General features: G+C 77.0%; 24 protein-coding genes. 13 read left to right on the top strand and 11 right to left on the bottom strand.

The genetic code is table 11. From position 1 onward, the window contains the following. The first annotated feature begins 5 nt into the window (after window positions 1–5). Both ACI78R_RS03260 and ACI78R_RS03255 read left to right on the top strand, forming a co-directional pair. The gene (locus ACI78R_RS03260) at window positions 6–440 is read left to right on the top strand and encodes a DivIVA domain-containing protein (RefSeq protein WP_139252810.1); all 435 of its coding nucleotides are present in this window, start codon (window positions 6–8) and stop codon (window positions 438–440) included. Further along, entirely contained in the window at window positions 433–897 is a 465-nt protein-coding gene (locus tag ACI78R_RS03255) for an SRPBCC family protein (RefSeq protein ID WP_073418766.1), read from the top strand. Before ACI78R_RS03260 ends, ACI78R_RS03255 begins: the two co-directional genes overlap by 8 nt. Here the strand turns inward: ACI78R_RS03255 and ACI78R_RS03250 are convergent. Further along, window positions 885–1,607, bottom strand: a complete 723-nt coding sequence (locus ACI78R_RS03250) for a cytochrome c oxidase assembly protein (RefSeq protein ID WP_457039650.1) — start codon at window positions 1,605–1,607, stop codon at window positions 885–887. The two genes, ACI78R_RS03255 and ACI78R_RS03250, sit on opposite strands and share 13 nt — an antisense overlap. Next, window positions 1,604–2,065 (bottom strand): DUF2243 domain-containing protein, encoded by a 462-nt coding sequence (locus tag ACI78R_RS03245; RefSeq protein WP_073418768.1) that lies wholly within the window; start codon window positions 2,063–2,065, stop codon window positions 1,604–1,606. Before ACI78R_RS03245 ends, ACI78R_RS03250 begins: the two co-directional genes overlap by 4 nt. 108 nt (window positions 2,066–2,173) lie before the next feature. Here ACI78R_RS03245 and ACI78R_RS03240 point away from each other — a divergent pair, with 108 nt between their 5' ends. Further along, a complete protein-coding gene (locus ACI78R_RS03240) occupies window positions 2,174–2,989 on the top strand; it encodes a MerR family transcriptional regulator (protein WP_457039649.1) in 816 nt (271 codons plus the stop codon). On the opposite strand, the gene ACI78R_RS03235 is transcribed toward ACI78R_RS03240, so the two are convergent. Together ACI78R_RS03235 and ACI78R_RS03230 are read right to left on the bottom strand one after the other, a co-directional pair. Further along, the gene (locus tag ACI78R_RS03235; RefSeq protein WP_457039648.1) at window positions 2,975–3,607 is read right to left on the bottom strand and encodes a LysE family translocator; all 633 of its coding nucleotides are present in this window, start codon (window positions 3,605–3,607) and stop codon (window positions 2,975–2,977) included. The two genes, ACI78R_RS03240 and ACI78R_RS03235, sit on opposite strands and share 15 nt — an antisense overlap. A gap of 25 nt (window positions 3,608–3,632) precedes the next feature. Continuing rightward, entirely contained in the window at window positions 3,633–4,268 is a 636-nt protein-coding gene (locus ACI78R_RS03230; RefSeq protein WP_457039647.1) for a TetR/AcrR family transcriptional regulator C-terminal domain-containing protein, read from the bottom strand. Between the two features lie 96 nt (window positions 4,269–4,364). Here ACI78R_RS03230 and ACI78R_RS03225 point away from each other — a divergent pair, with 96 nt between their 5' ends. Next, entirely contained in the window at window positions 4,365–5,333 is a 969-nt protein-coding gene (locus ACI78R_RS03225) for an ATP-binding cassette domain-containing protein (RefSeq protein ID WP_457039646.1), read from the top strand. After that, complete coding sequence (locus ACI78R_RS03220) at window positions 5,330–6,178, top strand: ABC transporter permease (protein ID WP_457039645.1); 849 nt, start codon at window positions 5,330–5,332, stop codon at window positions 6,176–6,178. The genes ACI78R_RS03225 and ACI78R_RS03220 overlap by 4 nt, the downstream gene beginning before the upstream one ends. Here the strand turns inward: ACI78R_RS03220 and ACI78R_RS03215 are convergent. After that, window positions 6,162–6,503 (bottom strand): TfoX/Sxy family protein, encoded by a 342-nt coding sequence (locus ACI78R_RS03215; protein ID WP_457039644.1) that lies wholly within the window; start codon window positions 6,501–6,503, stop codon window positions 6,162–6,164. The genes ACI78R_RS03220 and ACI78R_RS03215 overlap by 17 nt on opposite strands. Before the next feature lie 72 nt (window positions 6,504–6,575). Between ACI78R_RS03215 and ACI78R_RS03210 the strand changes: the two genes are divergently transcribed. Beyond that, window positions 6,576–7,466, top strand: coding sequence for a DMT family transporter (locus tag ACI78R_RS03210; protein WP_457039643.1), 891 nt, complete (start codon window positions 6,576–6,578; stop codon window positions 7,464–7,466). 95 nt (window positions 7,467–7,561) lie between these two features. On the opposite strand, the gene ACI78R_RS03205 is transcribed toward ACI78R_RS03210, so the two are convergent. Then, window positions 7,562–8,890, bottom strand: a complete 1,329-nt coding sequence (locus tag ACI78R_RS03205) for a DUF222 domain-containing protein (protein ID WP_457039642.1) — start codon at window positions 8,888–8,890, stop codon at window positions 7,562–7,564. 159 nt (window positions 8,891–9,049) lie between these two features. Between ACI78R_RS03205 and ACI78R_RS03200 the strand changes: the two genes are divergently transcribed. From ACI78R_RS03200 to ACI78R_RS03180, 5 genes are all read left to right on the top strand, one after another. After that, entirely contained in the window at window positions 9,050–9,604 is a 555-nt protein-coding gene (locus tag ACI78R_RS03200) for a DNA-3-methyladenine glycosylase I (protein ID WP_336033881.1), read from the top strand. 117 nt (window positions 9,605–9,721) lie between these two features. Continuing rightward, a complete protein-coding gene (locus ACI78R_RS03195; RefSeq protein ID WP_012947303.1) occupies window positions 9,722–9,889 on the top strand; it encodes a DUF3117 domain-containing protein in 168 nt (55 codons plus the stop codon). A gap of 54 nt (window positions 9,890–9,943) precedes the next feature. Next, window positions 9,944–11,461 carry a leucyl aminopeptidase family protein gene (locus ACI78R_RS03190; protein WP_457039641.1) on the top strand — a complete coding sequence of 506 codons (1,518 nt, stop codon included), beginning with the start codon at window positions 9,944–9,946 and terminating at the stop codon, window positions 11,459–11,461. A gap of 7 nt (window positions 11,462–11,468) precedes the next feature. Beyond that, on the top strand, window positions 11,469–12,923 hold the full coding sequence (locus ACI78R_RS03185) for a hypothetical protein (RefSeq protein WP_457039640.1): 1,455 nt from the start codon (window positions 11,469–11,471) through the stop codon (window positions 12,921–12,923). 1 nt (window position 12,924) lies between these two features. Further along, on the top strand, window positions 12,925–13,542 hold the full coding sequence (locus ACI78R_RS03180; RefSeq protein ID WP_457039639.1) for a DUF4232 domain-containing protein: 618 nt from the start codon (window positions 12,925–12,927) through the stop codon (window positions 13,540–13,542). A 3-nt stretch (window positions 13,543–13,545) separates the two neighbouring features. Here the strand turns inward: ACI78R_RS03180 and ACI78R_RS03175 are convergent, their stop codons facing one another. After that, window positions 13,546–14,055 (bottom strand): DinB family protein, encoded by a 510-nt coding sequence (locus tag ACI78R_RS03175; protein ID WP_457039638.1) that lies wholly within the window; start codon window positions 14,053–14,055, stop codon window positions 13,546–13,548. Window positions 14,056–14,099: 44 nt separating this feature from the next. Then, a complete protein-coding gene (locus ACI78R_RS03170; RefSeq protein WP_457039637.1) occupies window positions 14,100–15,602 on the bottom strand; it encodes a phytoene desaturase family protein in 1,503 nt (500 codons plus the stop codon). Between the two features lie 129 nt (window positions 15,603–15,731). Between ACI78R_RS03170 and ACI78R_RS03165 the strand changes: the two genes are divergently transcribed. Both ACI78R_RS03165 and ACI78R_RS03160 read left to right on the top strand, forming a co-directional pair. Beyond that, window positions 15,732–16,109 carry a hypothetical protein gene (locus tag ACI78R_RS03165; protein ID WP_457039636.1) on the top strand — a complete coding sequence of 126 codons (378 nt, stop codon included), beginning with the start codon at window positions 15,732–15,734 and terminating at the stop codon, window positions 16,107–16,109. 85 nt (window positions 16,110–16,194) lie between these two features. Further along, window positions 16,195–16,878 carry a DUF6766 family protein gene (locus ACI78R_RS03160; RefSeq protein WP_457039635.1) on the top strand — a complete coding sequence of 228 codons (684 nt, stop codon included), beginning with the start codon at window positions 16,195–16,197 and terminating at the stop codon, window positions 16,876–16,878. 1 nt (window position 16,879) lies between these two features. On the opposite strand, the gene ACI78R_RS03155 is transcribed toward ACI78R_RS03160, so the two are convergent. From ACI78R_RS03155 to ACI78R_RS03145, 3 genes are all read right to left on the bottom strand, one after another. Beyond that, window positions 16,880–17,854, bottom strand: coding sequence for an MsnO8 family LLM class oxidoreductase (locus ACI78R_RS03155; protein ID WP_457039634.1), 975 nt, complete (start codon window positions 17,852–17,854; stop codon window positions 16,880–16,882). Continuing rightward, the gene (locus tag ACI78R_RS03150; protein WP_457039633.1) at window positions 17,854–18,969 is read right to left on the bottom strand and encodes a spore photoproduct lyase family protein; all 1,116 of its coding nucleotides are present in this window, start codon (window positions 18,967–18,969) and stop codon (window positions 17,854–17,856) included. Before ACI78R_RS03150 ends, ACI78R_RS03155 begins: the two co-directional genes overlap by 1 nt. A gap of 71 nt (window positions 18,970–19,040) precedes the next feature. Next, on the bottom strand, window positions 19,041–19,787 hold the full coding sequence (locus ACI78R_RS03145; RefSeq protein WP_139252813.1) for a GAF domain-containing protein: 747 nt from the start codon (window positions 19,785–19,787) through the stop codon (window positions 19,041–19,043). Window positions 19,788–19,792: the final 5 nt, after the last annotated feature.

Raw genomic sequence — 19,792 nt, 5'->3', positions numbered from 1 at the left:
CGCCGGTGCTGTCCTTCCTCGTCGGGCTCGCCGCGGTCGCCGTCGTCGGGGCGCTGCTGTTCCTCGGCGGCTCGCTGCTGCTCGGGCGGGGCGAGACCCAGCCGCCGGCCGACCTGGACCGCTCGCCCGTCGAGCTGCCCGACGACCGGCCGGTGACGGGGGAGGACGTGCGCGGGTTGCAGGTGTCGGTGGCCGTGCGCGGCTACCGGATGACCGAGGTGGACTGGCTGCTCGAGCAGCTGGCCCAGGTGATCGAGGAGCGCGACGAGCAGATCGCCGCGCTGCGCGCCGAGCGGCCCGCCCGGGCGGCCGACGCCGACACCGACCCGGGGCTGACCCTGCCGGCCGGGACCGCGGGGGCATCCGCGGTGACCGCATCCGCGGGGGCCGCGGCGGCCGAAGAGGGATCCGTGGACGAGGGAGCGCGCGACGGTGCCTGAGCTGGTGCTGCCGGTGTCGGTGGAGGCCCCGCAGGAGCGGGTGTGGGCGGCGCTCACCGACTGGCGGTCGCAGGGCCGGTGGATGCCGGCCACCGACGTCGAGGTGGTCACCCCCGCCGAGGAGGGCGTGGGCGTGCGGCTGGCGGCCCGCACCGGCGTCCCGCTGCCGTGGCGGCGCGGCCGGCACCTCGGCGTCCTCGACACGATGGTGGTCACCGAGTGGGAGCCGCCGCGCCGGGTGGTCGTGCAGCACACCGGCCGGATCGTGCGCGGCCCCGGGATCTTCGAGCTGACGCCCACCGCGGCCGGCACCGACCTGGTGTGGACCGAGCGGCTGCACCTGCCGTTCGGGATCGTCGGCCGGCTGGGCTGGCCGCTGGTGAAGCCGGCCGTCGTCCTCGGTTTCCGGATCTCGCTGCGCCGCTTCGCCCGCTTCGCCGCGACCTACGCCGGCTGAGCGGCGGCGCGCACCGCCTCGCGGCTGGTGTACCAGCGCCGCCAGAGCACGGCGGCGGTCAGCAGGGTGATCACCGTCCCGCCGTCGTACATCAGCCGCGCGCCCTCCTCGGCGCCGACGGTGCCGGCCGGCGGGTGCGCGTAGAGCACCTTCGCGAGGACGTCGTGCGCGGCGGCGCCGCCGGCCAGCGCCAGCGCCCGCACGCCGACGCCGCGCCGGTGCGGGGCCGGGTCGACGGCGAGCACCGACGCCGTCGCCAGGTAGCCGGCCACCAGCACGTGCGCGGACACCCCCGCGGACAGGGCGGGGGAGTGGGCGAGCGCGCCGTGCAGCCCCGTGCCGTAGAGCAGCCACAGCCCGGCGGCGTTGAGCGGGACGGCGACCAGCGGGTCGGCGAGCCACCGCAGCGGGGCGGTGCGCAGCAGGCGGGCGAGCCGGCGCGCCCCGGCCGGCGGCAGCGCGCGCAGGGCCAGGGTCACCGGCGCCGCCAGCACCAGCAGCAGCGGCGCGGCCATGCCGAGCAGCAGGTGCCCGGCCATGTGCGCGCGCAGGTCGCCGTGCGCGCCCATCGGCCCGGCGACGGCGACCGCCGCGGCCGCGACGCCGGCCAGCCACGACGCGGTGCGGGCCAGCGGCCACGGGCTGCGGCAGCGCCACGTGGCGCCGACGTAGGCGCCGGCGGCGAGCAGCGCCAGCACCACCGCGGTCACGCCGCGGGCACCCGCCGGGCGCGCAGCAGCAGCGCGACGCCGGCGACGAGCAGGAGGACGCCGGGCAGCACCCACGCGACGTCGTAGCCGGTCAGGTCGACGCCGTAGCGGACCTGGTGCAGCCGCAGCACCTTGTGGTGCACCAGGCCGTCCCAGGTCTGGAACGCCCCCGCGCCGGTGAGCAGCGCGCCCCACCACAGCGGGGGCAGGAACCGGCCGCGACGGCGGGCGTCGGCCATCAGCGCCATGCCGGCGACGGCGGCCGAGAAGGTGCCGGCGTGCAGCAGCCCGTCGGAGACCAGGCCCGCCGCGCCGCTGGCCCGGTCGTAGAAGTGGTGCCAGTGCAGGAGCTGGTGGAAGACGATCTCGTCGACCGCCCCCGCCACGCCCGCGCCGAGCAGCAGGCCGGAGACCAGCAGCCGGCGGCGGGCCGGCGGTCGGGTGGATGCGTCGGCCACGCGGGCCTCCCGTCGTCGCAGGTGCTCCGGCGCTGCCCGGCCGGGCCGGGGCGGAAACCGCGGGCCGGACTGGACCCGGCCCCTGGGGCATGCCGCAGGCTCGACGGCGTGAGCGGAGACCTGCTGCGGCCGGGGGAGTTCCTGCGCCGCACCCGGCTGTCGGCCAAGGCGCTGCGGCTCTACGCCGAGCAGGGCCTGCTGGTGCCCGACGCCGTCGACCCGTGGACCGGCCACCGCGGCTACGCCGTCGCGCAGGTGGCCCGGGCCCGGCTGATCGCCGCGCTGCGCCGGGCGGGCATGCCGCTGGCGCGGGTGCGCGACGTCGTCGACCTCGAGCCGGGCGACCGCCGGGCGGCGGTGGCCCGCTGGTGGGACGGGGTGGAGGAGGACCTGCGGCGGCGCCGGGACCTGGTGACCGCCCTGACCGCGGAGACCGAGGAGGACGACGTGCGCGAGGTGACCCTGCGCGAGGTGCCGGGCCAGACGGTGCTGACCGCCGAGCGGCGGCTGACGGTCGACGAGCTCGACGCGTTCATCACCGGGGCGGGGGAGGAGATCGACGCGCACCTCGCACGCTGCGGCGCGCGGCCGGCCGGGCCGCTGCGCGTCGTCTACCACGGGATGGTCACCGAGGACGGCGACGGCCCGGTCGAGGTGGTGCGGCCGTTCACCGGCTCCGTCGAGCCGGCCGGGGACCTGCGGATCCGGCTGCAGCACGCCGGGCGGGAGGCGGTCACCTGCCTGTCGCGGCGGGAGGCGGAGTTCCCCGGCATCCTGCGCGCCTACGACGCCGTCGGCGCGTGGGTGGACGCCCGGGGCCTCGAGCGGGCCGGCAGCCCGGCCGAGGTCTACCTGAGCGCGCGCGACGCCGACCCCGACGAGCCGCACGTCGAGGTGGCCTGGCCGGTGTCAGGTCCCGCGTGAGACGGCGAGCCGGGCGCCGAAGGCGAGCAGCGCGCAGCCGGTGACCGCGTCGAGCGCCCGCCGGACGGGGCAGCGCGCCAGCACCCGGCGGGCCCGGGACAGGCCGGCCACCAGGAGCAGCAGCCACACCAGGCCGACGGCGGCGTGGGTGAGCGCGTAGGCCAGCAGCACGGGCACCGGCGTCCCCGGCGCGAGGAACTGCGGCAGCACGGCCAGGTAGAAGGCGAGCACCTTCGGGTTGGTGACGTTGCTGAGGAACCCCTGGCGCAGGCCGGTCAGCGCGGCCCGGCCGGCCGCGGGGCCGCCGTCGTCGAGGTCGGGGTAGCGGCCGCGCACCGCCGAGCGGAAGGCCTGCAGCGCGAGGAACGTCAGGTAGGCGACGCCGGCCCAGCGGATCGCCTCGAAGAGCGGCTCCACCCGGACGACGAGGGCGGCCAGCCCGGTCGCGGCCGTGGCGCCCTGCAGGACGTTGGAGACGGTGATGCCGACCGCGCTCCACGAGCCGCGGACCCGCCCGCCGCCGAGGGTGTTGCGCAGGACGACGGCGACGTCCGGGCCGGGCACGAGCACCAGCACGACGGCGAGGACCACGAAGGTCCCGTAGCCCGACCACCCCACGGGCCGACGGTACCGAGCGCGCCGGTCAGGACCCGGCGACCGCGGTCCCGCGCGCGCGTTCCTCGAGCCGGGCGCGCAGCCCGCCGACGAACAGCGCCAGCCCCTCCTCGAACCGCTCGTCGTCGCCGCCGGCGGTCCGGGCGGCGGCGGCGACCGTGGGGAACCCCGTCATGTCGCCGCCGGGCTGCTCCTCCAGCGGCCGGTCGCGGTCGGCCTGGGTCTCGAGGGCGTCGCCGAGGATGAACGAGCCGAGCGCGGTGAGCACCCGCACCGCCTCGCCCGGCTCGAGCCCGGCCCCGACGAGGACGCCGAGGGTGCGCTCGATGCCGGGCAGCGAGTCCTCGGTCGGCCGGTTGCCGGCGACCACCTGGACGCTGTCGCGGTGGGCCAGCAGCAGCGCCCGTCGCACTCGGCTCGCCTCGGCCAGCCACTCCCACACCGGCTCGCCGGGGTGCGGCGCCCGGGTGCTCTCCGGGACGTCGGCCAGCACGCGGTCGGCCACCAGGTCGAGCAGGTGCCGCTTGTCCTTGACGTGCCAGTAGAGGGTCGGTGCGCTCACGCCGAGCCGGGCGGCCACGCCGCGCAGGGTCAGTCCCGCGAGGCCCTCCTCGTCGAGGACCTCGACGGCGGCGCGGACGACGTCGTCGCGGGAGATCGGCACCTTGACACTCTAACGGTGTTCGAGGACGCTGCCGGAGTGACTCTAACGGCGTTAGGGACCCCGTCGGGGGAGGCCGGCACCGGGCGACCGCCCGCGGTGGAGGTCAGCGGCCTGGTCAAGACGTTCGGCGACGTCGAGGCCGTCCGCGGCATCGACCTGTCGGTCCGCGCGGGCGAGCTGTTCGGCTTCCTCGGCCCGAACGGGGCGGGCAAGTCCACCACCATCCAGATCCTCTGCACGCTGCTGCGGCCCACGGCGGGCGCCGCACGGGTGGCCGGCTTCGACGTCGTCCGCGACCGCACGGAGGTGCGGCGGCACATCGGCCTGGTCTTCCAGGAGACGACGCTCGACGCGCACCTCACCGCCGAGCAGAACCTGCGGTTCCACGCCGACATCTACGGGATGCCGAAGGCCGAGGTCGGGCCGCGGATCGACGCCGTCCTGGAGATGGTCGGCCTCACCGACCGGCGCCGCTCGCTGGTCCGCACCTTCTCCGGCGGCATGAAGCGCCGGCTGGAGATCGCCCGCGGGCTGCTGCACTCGCCGCGCGTGCTCTTCCTCGACGAGCCGACGATCGGCCTGGACCCCGAGTCGCGGGCGGGCCTGTGGGGCTACGTCGACCGGCTGCGCGCCGAGGAGGACATCACCGTCTTCCTCACCACGCACTACATGGACGAGGCCGAGCGCTGCGACCGCATCGCGATCGTCGACTCCGGCCGGATCGGCGCGCTGGACACCCCGTCGGCGCTCAAGGCGAGCGTCGGCGCCGACCGGGTGCGGGTGCGCACCGCCGACGACGACGCGGCCGAGGCCCTCGTGCGGGAGCGGCTCGGCGTCGAGACCGCCCGCGAGGACGGCGTGCTGGTCGTGCTCGCCCCCGACGGCGAGCGCTTCGTCCCGCGGCTGTTCGAGCTCGGCCTGACGGTGCGCTCGGTCAGCGTCTCGCGCCCCACCCTCGACGACGTCTTCCTCGCCTACACCGGCGCGCGGATGTCCGAGCGCCAGGCGGCGGCCGGCGGGCCCGCGCGGAGCCCGGTGGCCGGCCCGGCGGGAGGCCGGCGATGACGGCCACGACCGCGCCGGTCCGGCTCGGCGGGCGCGGGCTGCGCCACGAGCTGCGCGCGGTGCGGGTCGTCTGGCACCGCGACCTGCTGCGCTTCCGCACCGACCGCGGCCGGATCCTGTCCTCGTTCGCCCAGCCGCTGCTGTTCCTGTTCGTGCTGGGGCAGGGCCTGGGCGCCACCCTGCCGGTGGGCACCTTCGGCGACGCCGGCTACTCGACGTTCCTGTTCCCGGGCGTGCTGGCCACCTCGGTCATGTTCACCGCCGTCTTCTCGGCGATCTCGATCGTCTGGGACCGCGAGCTCGGCTTCCTGCGCGAGATGCTCGTGGCGCCCGTGGGCCGCACCAGCATCGTGCTCGGCAAGGCGCTGGGCGGGGCGACGGTGGCCACCCTCCAATCGGTGGTGCTGCTGGCGCTGGCCGGGCTGGTCGGCGTCCCCTACGACCCGGTGATGATGCTCGCCACGGTCGGGCTGCTGTTCGTCGTCGCCTTCGCCATCACCGCGCTGGGTCTGGTGATCGCCGTCCGGGTCGACCAGATCCAGACCGTCATGCCGCGGGTGCAGCTCCTGCTCGCGCCGCTGATGTTCCTCTCCGGCGCGTTCTTCCCGGTCTCGGGCCAGCTGCCCGGGTGGCTGCAGGCGCTGGCGCTGGCCAACCCGATCACCTACGGCGTCGACGCGGTGCGGCGGGTGGTGCTCTCCCGCGTCGACCCGTCGATCGGCGACTCCGTGGCCCTGCACTGGGGGAGCTGGCCGGTGCCGGTGTGGCTCGACGTCGTCCTGGTGGCCGGTGTCGGCGGGGTGCTGCTCGCGGTCGCCGCGTGGATGTTCAGCCGCCCCGAGTAGCGCGGGAGGACACGAACGCCATGGCCTCCTCGGCGAGCGCGAGGTCGGAGGCGGGCGTGCCGTGGTCGAGGGCCACCCACTCGCGCATCGGCGTGCCGTTGGCCGCGGCGAACGGCAGCCCGGTGCCGGCGGCGACGAGCCCCTCCACCCGGTGGGCGGGGAGCTTCAGCACCAGCGCCCCGCCGACGACCATCGCGAAGATCGACCCGTGCACCGTCAGGGCGGCCGAGCCGAAGCCGCGCCGGCCGCTCGCGCCGGGCGGGCCGACGCCGGGCCGGGTGGCCAGGGCCTCGACCAGGGAGGCGAAACGCGCGTCGGGGTCCATGACGGGACAGTCCACGGCGGCGCGGCGGGACGTGCAACGGGAACCGTCGCGGGGGCCGGGCAGGATGGCGCGGTGAGCCGTCGCGGGTGGGTGCTGTTCCTGGCGATGTCGGTCATCTGGGGCGTGCCGTACCTGCTGATCAAGGTGGCCGTCGAGGAGACGTCGCCGGTGGTCGTGGTGTTCGTCCGGTGCGTCGTCGGGGCCGCCGTGCTGCTGCCGCTGGTCCTGGCCCGCGGGCAGGTGCGCCCCGCGCTGCGGCACTGGCGGCCGCTGCTGGCGTTCACCGTGCTGGAGATGACGGGGCCCTGGCTGCTGCTGTCCTACGCCGAGGTGACGCTGTCGAGCTCGCTGACCGGGCTGCTGGTCGCCTCGGTGCCCTTCGTCGCGGCCGTCGCCGCGCGGCTGGTCGGCGGGGAGGAGCGGCTCACCGCGGTGCGGCTGGCAGGGATGGGGCTCGGTGTCGTGGGGATCGTGGCGCTGCTCGGGCTCGACGTCGAGGGCATCGCGCTGCTGCCGGTGCTCGCGGTGGTGGCGGTGGTGGTCGGCTACGGCACCGCGCCGCTGATCGCCAACCGGGCGCTGGCCGACGTCCCGGGAGTGGCGGTCAGCGCGATCGCCCTGGTGCTCACCGCGGTGGTCTACGCGCCGTTCGCGGTGCCGCGGCTCGGGCAGCTGGGGTCGGCGTCGGTGCCCGCGCTGGGCTCGCTGGTCGTCCTCGGTGTGGTCTGCACGGCGCTCGCGCTGGTGCTGTTCTTCGCCCTCATCCGCGAGGTCGGCCCGCAGCGCGCGCTGGTGATCACCTTCGTCAACCCGGCGGTCGCCGTCCTGGCCGGTGTGCTGCTGCTCGACGAGCCCTTCACCCTCGGCCTGGCCGTCGGCCTGCCGCTCGTGCTGGCGGGTTGCGCGCTCGCCACCCGGCGCAACGCCCCCGCGCCGGCCGCGGTGGAGTCGCCCGTCCCCTGAGCCCCGCTCGGCGGCACGGGCTGCGCCGCTGACCGGTCCGAGCGTGCCGAGGGCAGCGCTGGTCCCGCGCATGACGGGAGCCGCCGGTCGCGTGCTCAGACCGCCCCGGCCCTGAGGGGTGCCGGTGTGGTGATCTCGGTGCCGTCGGGGCGCCAGGTGTGCCATCGGCCGTCCGGTTGTCGTTGCACGCGGAAGCCGTGGTGGACCTTGGTGTGGTGGCGTTCGCACAGCAGCGCCGAGTTGGCGAGCGAGGTGGGGCCGCCGTCGAGCCAGTGCACGAGGTGGTGGACGTCGCACCACCAGGTGGGGGCGCCGCAGCCGGTGAACACGCAGCCACCGTCGCGGACCTCGGCGGCCCGCCGGATGCCGCGGGTGGCCAGTCGCTGCTCCCGGCCCAGGTCGAGCGGGACGCCGTCGGGGCCGAGCACCACGCGGGTGATCGCGCCGTCGCAGGCCAGCCAGCGGGCGGTGGCCGCGGGGACGACGGCGCCGGACCCGAGGGTCGCGATGCCCCGCCACCGCGGCAGCGAGGTCGTCCTGCTCGGCCCGACGTCGGTGTCGGTATGCGGCTCGGAGATCGGGTCGATCCCGGTCGCAGCGTCGGCCTGGGCGTCGGCATCAGCGCGGGTGTCGGTGCTGACCTCGGCGTCGACGGTGACGTGCTCCCGCGGGCAGGCCGGGTCGTGCAGGTCCTCGGCGTCGATCTTCACCACGACCTGCGGCTTCACCCCGCGCAGCCGCGGCGTGGCGCCGGTGGCCAGGGCGGTGTCGGCGAGCTGCACGGCGCCGTCGGCGAGCCGCTGGGCGCGGGTGCGGTCGTCGCCGGCGGGCCGGTCGGCCTGCACGTGCGCCTCCACCGCCGTGCTGAACCGCTCGGCACCGACCGGGTCGAGGTGCAGGTGGAAGGAGACGGTGCCGTCGGCGTGCCGGACCACCGACATGCGCCGCCCCTCGGTCGGGTCCGGCTCCGGCCCGTCGGGGTCCAGGGCGTTGCAGTAGCGCGTGACGACCACCACGAGGGCGTCGTGGTCCTGCTCGATCGCCACGCCGGTGAGCACCGCGTCGATCTCGCCCAGGTCCACGCCCTGCGCGGCGGCGGCGGCCAGCCGGGCCGGGGTGGTCACCTCCACGGCCACGGCCACCTGCCCCGCGGACACCAGCCCGGCGTCGTGCGCCTCGGCGAGCACCGGCAGGTGCTCCAGCGCGCGGCCGTTGCCGACCAGCCGGGACGCCTCCCGCCCGGACAGCCGGCAGTGCCCGCGCAGCCACGACGCCATGGACGTCAGCCCGTCGCGTTCGGGAGCGGAGGACAGCTCCGCGGCCCGCACCGCGCGGGCGAGGTGGGCGTCGATCCGGTTGCGCTCGGCGACCAGCGCGGCGACGTCATCCAGGACGTCCCCGCTGCCGAACCCGCTCGAACACATGTACGGAGTCTACCGCCGCGAGCGCGGTGCGGCGACCCGTATTCGCAGGTCAGGAGCCTGTCCACAGATCTCGGGAGGGGCTTGCGGACCGACCACGCGGAGCGGACAACGGGAGCCATGACGACCGACGTGTCCCTGCCCGCCGCTAGCGTCCCCGCCGTGGAACCCGACCGCGTCCGCTGCGCCTGGGGGGACAGCGCCCCCGAGTACGCGCGCTACCACGACGAGGAGTGGGGGACCCCGCTGCGGGGCGACGACGCCCTGTTCGAGCGGCTCAGCCTCGAGGCGTTCCAGTCCGGGCTGTCGTGGCTCACCATCCTGCGCAAGCGCCCGGCCTTCCGGGCCGCCTTCGCCGGCTTCTCCATCGACGCGGTGGCCGCCTTCACCGAGGAGGACGAGGCGCGGCTGATGGCCGACGCCGGCATCGTCCGCAACCGCGCCAAGGTCACCGCCGCCATCCGCAACGCCCGCGCCGCCCAGCAGGTCGACGGCGGCCTGTCCGACCTCCTGTGGTCGTTCGCGCCTCCCGGCCCGCGGGCCCGCCCGGCCACCCTCGCCGACGTGCCGGCCACCAGCCCGGAGTCCGTCGCGATGGCCAAGGAGCTCAAGCGCCGGGGCTTCGCCTTCGTCGGGCCCACGACCGCGTACGCCCTCATGCAGGCCACCGGCATGGTCGACGACCACGTCGCGACCTGCTTCCGGGCGACCCCCTGACGGGGCTCGTGTTGGAACCGCGGCGGGGATACGGGATCATGGGACAGAGCTACGCACCGAGGAACAGCCACACCGCCGTCGCAGAGGGGCCGCGGGTGGCCGGCGAAGGAGGCACGCATGGCGGCCATGAAGCCGCGCACGGGTGAAGGTCCCCTGGAGGTCACCAAGGAGGGGCGCGGCCTGGTCATGCGGGTGCCGCTCGAGGGCGGCGGACGCCTGGTCGTCGAGCTGTCGCCCGACGAGGCCGCGGCGCTCTCCGAGGCCCTGAAGGGCGCGACCAGCTGAACGTCTCCGCGAGCCTGCCCTCGGGCAGCCCCGCGCAGGACGACGCGGCCCCGGGTGGAGCTGCTCGCGGCGCTGCCGGACCTCGGTGAGGACGACGTCCTCGCCGTCCCGGTCGGCGCCGGCGGCGCGCTGCCCCCGTGGCTCACCTCGCCGGCGCCCGGCACGCCGCCGCCGGTCCCGGCCGAGCTGCTCGCCGGCGCGCTCGCCGACACCGGCAACACCGGGAAGGCCGGCGGCATCACCAACCTGCCCGTCCCTGGCCGCCGCCCGCGCAGCGTCGTCGCCGTCGGCACCGGCGACGGGACGCTGCCGCACCTGCGTTCGTTCGTCGCCACCGCGGTGCGCCGCGCGCAGACCCTCGCCGAGCACGGCGCCGGCCGCCTCGTGCTGCCGCTGGACACCGCGCTCGCCCCCGCCGGCGCCGACGAGGTGCGCGCCGCCGTCGAGGCCGCGCTGCTGGCCGGGTACCGGTTCCGCGAGTCCTCCCGCCCGCACCCGCCGCGGCTGGCGACCGTGGCCGTCGTCGCCACCGACGCCGCCGACCCGGCCGTGGCCGCCGCGGCCCGCGCCGGCGAGGTCACCGCCCGCGCCGTCGCCTGGGCCCGCGACCTGGTCAACACCCCGCCCGACACCGGTGACCCGGCCTGGCTCGCGCAGCAGGCGGTCGACCGGCTCGGCGGCCTGCCGCACGTCACCGTGACCGTGCTCGGCCCCGGGGAGCTCGCCGCGGGCGGCTTCAGCGGGGTCCTCGCCGTCGGCGGCGGCTCGGCGTCCCCGCCGCGGCTCGTCGTCGTCGCCTACGACCCGCCGGGCGCCGGGGCCCCGCACCCCGTGCTCGTCGGCAAGGGCATCACCTACGACACCGGCGGCATCCAGATCAAGCACGGCCCCGGCATGCGCGACATGAAGACCGACATGGCCGGGGGAGCGGCGGTGCTGGCCGCGGTCGACGCCGCCGCCCGCCTGGAGCTGCCGGTGCGGGTCACCGCCGTCGTCCCGGCCGCCGAGAACGCGGTGTCGGGGTCGTCCTACCGGCCGGCCGACGTCATCCGGCACGTCGGCGGGCGCACCACCGAGGTGCAGAACACCGACGCCGAGGGCCGCCTCGTCCTCGCCGACGGCCTCGCGCACGCCCGCCTGCACCTCGGCGCCACCGCGCTGGTCGACGTCGCCACGCTCACCGGCGCCATGAAGGTCGCGCTCGGCGCGCGCACCGCCGGCCTCTACGCCACCACCGACGGCCTGGCCGACGCGCTGTCCACGGCCGCGCTGCACGCCGGCGAGCGGGTCTGGCGGATGCCGCTGGACGAGGAGTACGCGCCGCAGCTGGCCAGCGACGTCGCCGACGCCACCAACGCCCCCGGCAACCCCGGCGGCACCACCGCGGCGCTGTTCCTGCGGCCCTTCGCCGGCGACCTGCCCTGGGCGCACCTCGACGTCGCCGGACCGGCCCGAGCCGGCTCCGACGACGCCGAGGTGGTCAAGGGCGGCACCGGCTTCGGCGCCCGCACCCTGCTGCGCTGGCTGGAGGCCGGGGCGCCGGTCGACCCGCCGCCCGTCACCACGGACTGAGGAGCCCATGAGCACCGACGACACCGGCGTCGTCTTCCCCGCCGGCCCCGACGGGCGGCGCAGCACCGCGGCGGTGGGCCGCGCGGTGGTCGCCGACGCGCTGCGGCCGGTCGACCCGGTGGGCGCCCGCGCCGCCGAGCAGGAGACCAACTGGCGCGCCGGGTACCTCACCCACTTCCGGCGGCTGGTCGAGGCGGGCCTGGCCTCCCCGGACGCGGCGCGCGCCGTCGCCGGCGCCGGGCTCGACGCCGTGCACGCCCGGCTGCACGTCGCCGGCGACGACGGCGAGCGACCGCTGTCGGCCCTGCTCGACGCGCCGGCTCCGCGCATCCCGGGCACCCGGGAGGTCACCGGCGAGGGCGAGGCCGAGCGCGAGTTCAGCCTGCCGTTCCACGGGTCGCGGCTGCGCGGCGCCGAGCTGTCCCGGCGGCTGGACACCTGGGTCGAGGGCGGCGTCCTCGAGCCGTCGGCGGCCGAGGCCGTGCGCACCGTGGCCGCGCACCCCGAGTGGCTGGCGCTGCCCGGCCGCACCGTCGTCGTGCTCGGCGCCGGCGCGGAGATGGGCCCGCTGACCGCGCTGCTGCGCTGGGGGGCCACCGTGGCCGGGGTCGACCTGCCGCGGCCGGACCTGTGGCGCCGCGTCCTCGACACCGCCCGCCGCGGGGCGGGCACGCTGCTGGTCCCCGCCGACGGCGACCTGCCCGGCGGCGCCGGCGCCGACCTGGTGCGCGAGGTGCCCGCCGTCGCCGACTGGCTGGCCGGGCTGCCGGGGGAGCTCGTGCTCGGCAACTACGTCTACGCCGACGGCGCCACGAACGTCCGGGTCTCCGCCGCCGTCGACGCGCTCACCCTGCGGCTGCAGGCGGCCCGGCCGGAGACGGCGCTCGCCTTCCTCGCCACGCCCACCGACGTGTTCGCCGTCCCCGGGGACGCCGTCGCCCAGTCGGTGCGCGCGTACGCGGGCCGCTCGCGGGTGGGCAAGCTGGTCGGCCGCCCGCTGCGCACCCTGTCGGCGGGCCGGCTGCTGCAGCGCGCCTACGTGCCCGGCGCCGACCCGGGCGTCAACGACAGCCTGGTCGCCCAGCAGGGCCCCAACTACGCGCTGGCCAAGCGGCTGCAGCGGTGGCGGGCCACGGTGGCGCGGGCGGCCGGGACGACGGTGTCGATGAACGTCGCGCCGCCCACCCGCACCCGCTCGGTGGTGAAGAACCGGGCGCTGGCCGCCGCGTACGCCGGCGCCCACCGGTTCGGCGTCGAGGTGTTCGAGCCGGCGACGTCGAACGTGCTCATGGCCGCGCTGCTGGTGCACGACCTGCACACCGGCGGCGGTCCCCGGCACGAGCACCCCTGGCAGGACGAGGCGCACGCCGCCGTCCACGGCGGGCTGTGGCGGACCGCCTACGCGCCGCGCAGCGCGCTGGGGCTGGCCGCGGTGCTGGGCCTCGGCGCCGCCCGGGGCTGAGGTGCGCGCCCGCTCCTCCTGGCTGGTCCCGCTGCTGGTGGCACTGGCCGTCGTCGCGGTGACGGCGGTCGCGCTGGCCCTCCGGACGCCCGGCGGGCCGGCCGACACCGCGGGCCTCGGGGTCCCGCCGTCCCCGTCGCCGGCGACCCCGCCGGTGACGGAGCCGGAGGACGCGCCGGCGGTGCCGCAGCCGGTGACACCGACCTGCTCGCCGCTCGGTCTGCTGGTCACCGCCGGCCCGGTCGACGCCGGCCTCGGCCACCGCGCCGTCGTCGTCACGGTGACCAACTGCGGGGACGCCGCGCGTGAGGTCACCGGCTACCCGGCGGTCGAGGTGCTCGACGCCGGCGGCCGGCCGATGGAGTTCGAGACGGCGCACGAGTCGAGCTACATGGTGATCGACCCCGGCCCCGCACCGCTGGTGCTGCAGCCGGGGGAGAGCGCGGTGACCGGGGTGTCGTGGTCGGCGACGGTGACCGCCGGCGGGCTCACCGAGGGCCGGGCGCTGCGCGTCGTCCCGGTGCCCGGCGACCCGGGTCAGGTGCTCCCGATGTGGGTCGACGCCGGCACCACCGGGCGGATCGAGGTCGCCGCCTGGGCGACCGAGCTCGCGCGCTGAGGCTCACTCGCCGGTGGCGCCGTCGACCGCCTCCCGCAGCAGGTCGGCGTGCCCGGCGTGCCGCGCCGTCTCCTCGACCAGGTGCAGCAGCATCCAGCGCAGGCTGAAGCGGTTCCCGTTGCGGAGCGGGACCGCCGACAACGCGTCGAGGGAGCCCGCGGCCGCCACCACGGCGTCGGTGCGCCGGCAGGCCTCCCGGTAGCGCTCGCGCAGCGCGTCGGGCTCCAGGTCGAGGGCGGCGTCGAACTCCCAGTCGGGGGTGGCGTCCCAGTCGACCCCGTCCCACGGCGGGAGCTCGGGCCCGCCGGAGAACCGCTCCACCGCCCAGCTCTCCTCGACCAGCGCCAGGTGGTACAGCAGCCCGGCCAGGGTGAGCGACGACGGCGGGTGGGTGCGCCCCATCTGCTCGCGGCTCAGTCCCTCGGTCTTCTGCAGCACCGTCTCGCGCTGGTAGGCGAGGTAGGCGGACAGCAGGGTCGTCTCGTCGCCGGTCTCCGGCGGGTCGGTGCGCACGCCGGGCAGCCTCGCACCGGCCGCCGACAGCGTGCGCAGCGAGCTCAGGCGGGACCGACCAGCCCGGCGACGATCTCGGCCGACAGGGTGACCAGCGGCAGCCCGCCGCCCGGGTGCGAGGAGCCGCCGACGAGGTACAGCCCGCGGACGGGCGCGGCGTTGCCCGGCCGCAGGAAGGCCGCGCGGGCGCCGTTGCTCGACGTGCCGTAGATCGAGCCCCCGACGGCGCCGGTCTCCCGCGCGAGGTCGGCCGGCGTGCGGGCCACGCACCAGCGCACCCGGTCGCGCACGTCGAGGCCGCGCGCCGCCATCACCTCGAGCACCCGCCCGGCGTAGCGGTCGGCCAGGCCCGGCGCGTCCCAGTCGACCCCGGCGTCGGGATCGTGCCGCGGCGCGTTGACGAGGACGAACCAGGATTCGCTGTCGTCGTCGGGCCGGGTCGCCGGGTCGTCGGGGGCGCTGACGTAGACCGTCGGGTCGGGCACCGGGCAGGGGACGCCGCGGTGCCGGCCGGTGCCGAAGACCGCGTCGAACTCGGCGTCGTAGTCGGCGGGGAAGGCGACGGTGTGGTGTGCCAGCCCGGGCGTGCGCCCGCGCAGGGCGAGCAGCAGTACGAAGCCCGACAGCGACGGCGTCGCGCGGGTCAGCCCGCGGCGCACCGCGCGGGTGCGCCGGTTGGGCGGCAGCAGCCCGGCGTAGAGCGCGGTGGCGTCGGCGCCGGAGACCACGACGTCGGCGGTGATCTCCCCGCCCTCGGCCAGCTCCACCCCGGACACCCGGCCGCCGTCGCTGAGCACCCGGCGCACGGGCGTACCGGTGCGGACGTCCGCCCCGCGCTCGCGCGCCCGGTCGGCCACCGCCTCCGCGAGGCGGTGCAGGCCGCCGCGCACGTACCAGGAGCCGAACGCCTGCTCGACCCACGGCACGGTGGCCAGCACCGCCGGCGCCCGGCGCGGGTCGGAGCCGGAGTAGGTGGCGTACCGGTCGAGCAGCACCCGCAGTCGCGGGTCACGCAGGTGGCGGGCGCCCAGGCCGCGCAGCGTCTGCCAGGGCGCGACGGTGCCGACGTCGGACGGGTCGCGGGCCAGCCGGGCGAGGGTGGCGGCCCCGCGCAGCGGCGAGCGCAGGAAGGGCTGCTCGGTGATCGCCCACATGGCCTCGGCGCGGTCCAGCAGCGCCCGCCACTGGCCGCCCGCGCCGTCGCCCAGCGCCCCGTCCAGCGCGCCGGGGACGTCGTCGAGGTGCCCGGGGACGGCCAGCCGCGTGCCGTCGGCGAACCGGTAGGCCACCGCGGGGTCGAGGCGCACCAGGTCGACGGCGTCCTCCAGCGGGCCGCCGGTGGCGTCGAAGAGGTCGCGCAGCACCTGGGGCAGCGTCACCAGGCTGGGGCCGGTGTCGAAGGCGTGGCCGTCGCGCTCGAACCAGCCGAGCTTCCCGCCGACGCCGTCGGCCTGCTCCAGGACGGTCACGCGGTGCCCGAGCGCGCCGAGCCGGGCGGCCGCCGCCAGCCCGCCGAGCCCGGCGCCGACGACCACGACGCGCGCCACACCGCCACCGTAGTGCGGGGACGTCGTTCCCGAACGGGTGATCACCGCGGTGGCGGCGCACCCGCGTGCCGACGATCATGGCGGCCACCTGCGGAGACGACGCAGGAACGCGACCGGAGGGACGGTCCCGTGCGCACGACGTCCGCCTGGCTCACCGCGGGCGTCCTGCTGGTGAGCGGGTGCTCGGACGTGCACCTGCCCGACGTCGAGCAGGCCGCCCGGGACTTCGCGGCCGGGGACGCCGACGCCCGGTGCGCGCTGCTCACCGACGCGGCGGTGCAGGCGGTGCAGCACGAGGAGCCGGCCGGCTGTCCCGTCGCGCTGGAGGACCTGCCGCTGGGCACGGGCGAGGTCGAGTCGGCGCAGGTGTGGGACTCCGAGGCGCAGGTGCGACTCGCCGACGACACGCTCTTCCTCACCCGCACGCCCGGCGGCTGGGAGGTGGCCGCGGCCGGCTGCCGGCCCGCCGGTGACGGCCGCTACGACTGCCTGGTGGAGGGCTCGTGAGGCACGTGCGGATCGTCTTCGTCGCCTACCTGCTGACCGTCCTCGGCGGCACCGCCTACTGCGTGGTGCTGGCCCTGCTGGGTCGGTGAGCGGCGTGCGGCGGTTCCTCTCGGAGAACTCGCTGAGCCTCGGGTTCGGGCTGCTGTTCGTGGTCACCCTGGCCGGTCAGGCGGTCGCCGGGGCCGCCCAGCTCAGCGAGGAGCGGCAGGACGAGGGGCTCGGGCCGGTCTCGCTCGGGCACTACCTCACCTCGTCGTCGTTCGCCGTCGACGTGATGGAGAACTGGCAGTCGGAGTACCTGCAGTTCTCCCTCTACGTCTTCGCCACCGTGTGGCTGGTGCAGCGGGGCTCCCCGGAGTCGAAGGAGCTGGACGCCGTCGGCACCGAGAGCGACGAGGAGCAGCGGGTGGGCGCGCACGCCCGCGCCGACTCGCCCCGCTGGGCCGGGGCCGGCGGCTGGCGCACCGCGGTGTTCTCCCGGTCGCTCGGACTGGTGTTCGGCGCGCTCTTCCTGCTCACCTGGGCGGCCACGTCGGTGGCCGGCTGGGCGGCCTACAACGTCGACCAGCTGCGCTCGCACGCCGACCCGGTGAGCTGGGTGGGCTACCTGGGCCGCCCGGACTTCTGGGACCGCACCTTCCAGAACTGGCAGTCGGAGATGCTCGCCGTCGGGTCGATGGCGGTGTTCGCCGTCTACCTGCGACAGCGCGGGTCGCCGGAGTCCAAGCCGGTCGGCGCCGCGCACCCCGACACCGGCGCCACCGGCTGACTCAGGCCAGCAGCGCGACCAGTGCGGCGTCGGAGGCGGCCAGCGCCGCCCGGTCGGACGTGCTGCCGGCCGCGACCAGCTCGCTCGCGCCCGTGCGCTCGGCCAGCTCGGCGAGCCGACCGGCCACCCGGGACGCGGTGCCGGCCACGGCCGAGGCCGCCGTCCGTTCGGCGTGCCGGCGCTGCACCGCGGTCATCGGCGCCGCCCGCGCCACGGCCACCGGCTCCAGCGGCGGGAAGACGCCGGTGGTGCGCGCCTGCGCCATCGCCCACGCCTCGGGCAGCAGCAGGTCGGCGGCCTCGGCGGCGGTGTCGGCGACCAGCACGTCGAGGCTGATCGCCACCTCCGGCTCCGGTGCCCGCGCCGAGGGGCGGTAGGTGCGGCGGTAGCGGGCCAGCGCCTCCCGGCCGGGCTCCGGGTCGCCGGCCACGCCCAGCAGCGGCCCGCCGACGACGACCGGCAGGCCGAGCGCTGCCGCGACCTCCAGGCCGGAACCGGTGGCCAGCACCCACATCGGCACGTCGACGGCCGGGCGCGGGTGCATGGTGATCTCCGCGGTCCCGTCGAGGTGGGCGCGCAGCTCGGCGAGGTCGGCGGCGAAGTCGCGCTCGGTCTCCCGCAGCGCCCGGCGCACCGGCGGGGTGAAGCCGGGGGAGCGGCCGAGCCCGAGGTCCACCCGGCCGGGAGCCAGCGCGCTCAGGGTGGCGAACTGCTCGGCGACGACGAGCGGCTGGTGGTGCGGCAGCATCACGCCGGCCGAGCCCAGCCGGATCGCCGTCGTCCGGCCGGCCACCGCGGCCAGCAGCACCGGCGGGGCGGCCCCGGCGATCCCCGGGACGCCGTGGTGCTCGGCCACCCAGAACCGCCGGTAGCCGAGCCGCTCGGCGCGCACCGCCCGCTCGACGGTGCCCAGCACCGCGGCCGCGTCGGTCTCCCCGGCGCGGGTGCGGGAGCGGTCGAGCAGGGACAGGTGCATCAGAACGCGTAGCGCACGCGCAGCCAGGGCGCGTGGTGGGCGATGAGCTCCTGCAGCCGGTCGACGCCCGCCCGCTTCACGTGGTTGCGGTAGCGCACGTTCCACTGGCCGTTCTGGCTGCGCTTGGGCTGCTGGAGGTCCGGCCGCCACAGCAGGTCCTCGGCCTTGGGGTGCCAGCCGAGGTTGACCTCGTGCAGGTCGCGGTTGTGGGTCAGCATGATCACCTCGGCGGCCGCCTGCGCCTTCGCCGCGGGGGAGAGGGTGTCGTCGAGCTGGCGCAGCAGCTGCGCCCAGTCGGCCTCCCAGCCCTCGCGCAGCACCACCGGCGACAGGTTGAGGTGCACCTCGTATCCGGCCTCGACGAAGTCGTCGACGGCGGAGACGCGCTCGGCGATGCGGCTGGTGCGCACGTCGATCACCCGCGAGTCGGCGTCGGGCATGAGCGAGAACCGGATGCGCGTGCGGCCCTGCGGGTCGAGGTCGAGCAGCTCCCGGTTGACGAACTTGGTGGCGAACGACGCCTTGGCGGTGGGCAGCTCCCGGAAGGTGGCGACCAGGTCGGCGACGTTGTCGCTGACCAGCGCGTCGACCGAGCAGTCGCTGTTCTCGCCGATGTCGTAGACCCAGCTGACCGGGTCGCACTGGTCGGCCTCGGTCTTGGGGCCCTGTCGGGCCACGTGCCGGCGCACGTAGCCGGTGATCTGCTCGATGTTGGTGAACACGGTGATCGGGTTGGCGAAGCCCTTGCGCCGCGGCACGTAGCAGTAGGCGCAGGCCATGGCGCAGCCGTTGGCGGTCGACGGAGCGATCCAGTTCGAGGACCGGCTGTTGGGCCGGGCCGACAGCGACTTCTTGACGCCGAGCACCAGCGTCTCGGTCTTGACGCGCACCCAGCGCTCGACGTTGCCCTCGTTGCCGTTGAGCTCCGGGATCTGCCAGTGCGAGGGCACCTCGACCACCTCGGCGCCGGCGAAGCGGGCGAGCACGTCGCGGCCGCGGGCGGAGTCGAGGGCGGCCGGCTCGGCGTAGACGGTGCGCACGTCGAGCAGGCGGGTGGGGGAGGGGACGGGCGCGGGGGCGGTCGGGACGGACGACGGCGAGGGCGCTGCGGTCACAGGGGCTACAGCACCCCGCCGGCGACGACGATTCCGCCGCTGACCTGCGGGGACGGTCACACGGGCCGCTCCTAGGCGGCGGGCCCCTGCACCGGCCCGGCGGCGAGGTCCTCGATCCGCAGCACCCCGGTCTCGAGGTCCTCGGCGACGTCCTCGACGGTCCGCCCGCCGGACCAGGCGGTGCCGCGCAGCAGCGTCAGCGCCGTCGCCGGATCGGTCTCCAGCGCCATCGCCGCGCGGCCGGCAGCGCGCAGCACGGCGGCGCGGCGGCGGGCCTCCGGGCCGTGCAGCCAGTCCGGCCCGCGCTCGGCCGGCCAGTCCGACCACACCGCCGCCTCGGTCAGCGCGGCGGTGACCAGCTCGCCCACCGCGACCGCGGCGAACACGTCGAGCGCCGGCACCGCGGCGTCCGCGGTGAAGTAGAGGTCCAGCGCGCCGGCGCCGGCGAGGTCCTCCCGCAGCGGGAAGGCGACCACGGCGCGGAACGGCGTCTGCGAGGCGAGCAGGTCGGCGAAGGGGGCCCACCGCCGCCGCAGGTCGGCCTGGACGGCGAACACCGGCTGCCGCGTGCGCTGCGCCTCCCAGCAGGGGCCCGCGCCCACGGTGAACTGCAGCCGCTCGGCGCAGGCCGCGTCGGTGCTGCTCGACCCGAGCGGGATCCTCGCGCCTGCGGCGTCGACGACCGACAGCCCGGCGGCGTCGACGCCGAGCGTGGCCGCGGCCGCGCGGGCCAACCGGACGGGCAGCAGCTCGGTCCCGCCCGGCCCGCGGGCGGTCTGCTCGTGCAGCGCCGCGGCGAACCGTGTGGCGATGGTCACAGCCC

The organism is Geodermatophilus sp. SYSU D01106 (genome assembly GCF_054049995.1).
The sequence above is the reverse complement of the archived record's forward strand: the minus strand, read 5'-3'. Positions and strand labels throughout refer to the sequence as shown.

Coding starts and splice junctions, on each gene's coding strand:
- ACI78R_RS03215 (WP_457039644.1), bottom strand. CDS start 6,503: ATGGACCCCGACGCGCGTTTCGCCTCCCTGGTCGAGGCCCTGGCCACC.
- ACI78R_RS03220 (WP_457039645.1), top strand. CDS start 5,330: ATGACGGCCACGACCGCGCCGGTCCGGCTCGGCGGGCGCGGGCTGCGC.
- ACI78R_RS03195 (WP_012947303.1), top strand. CDS start 9,722: ATGGCGGCCATGAAGCCGCGCACGGGTGAAGGTCCCCTGGAGGTCACC.
- ACI78R_RS03205 (WP_457039642.1), bottom strand. CDS start 8,890: ATGTGTTCGAGCGGGTTCGGCAGCGGGGACGTCCTGGATGACGTCGCC.
- ACI78R_RS03155 (WP_457039634.1), bottom strand. CDS start 17,854: ATGCACCTGTCCCTGCTCGACCGCTCCCGCACCCGCGCCGGGGAGACC.
- ACI78R_RS03185 (WP_457039640.1), top strand. CDS start 11,469: ATGAGCACCGACGACACCGGCGTCGTCTTCCCCGCCGGCCCCGACGGG.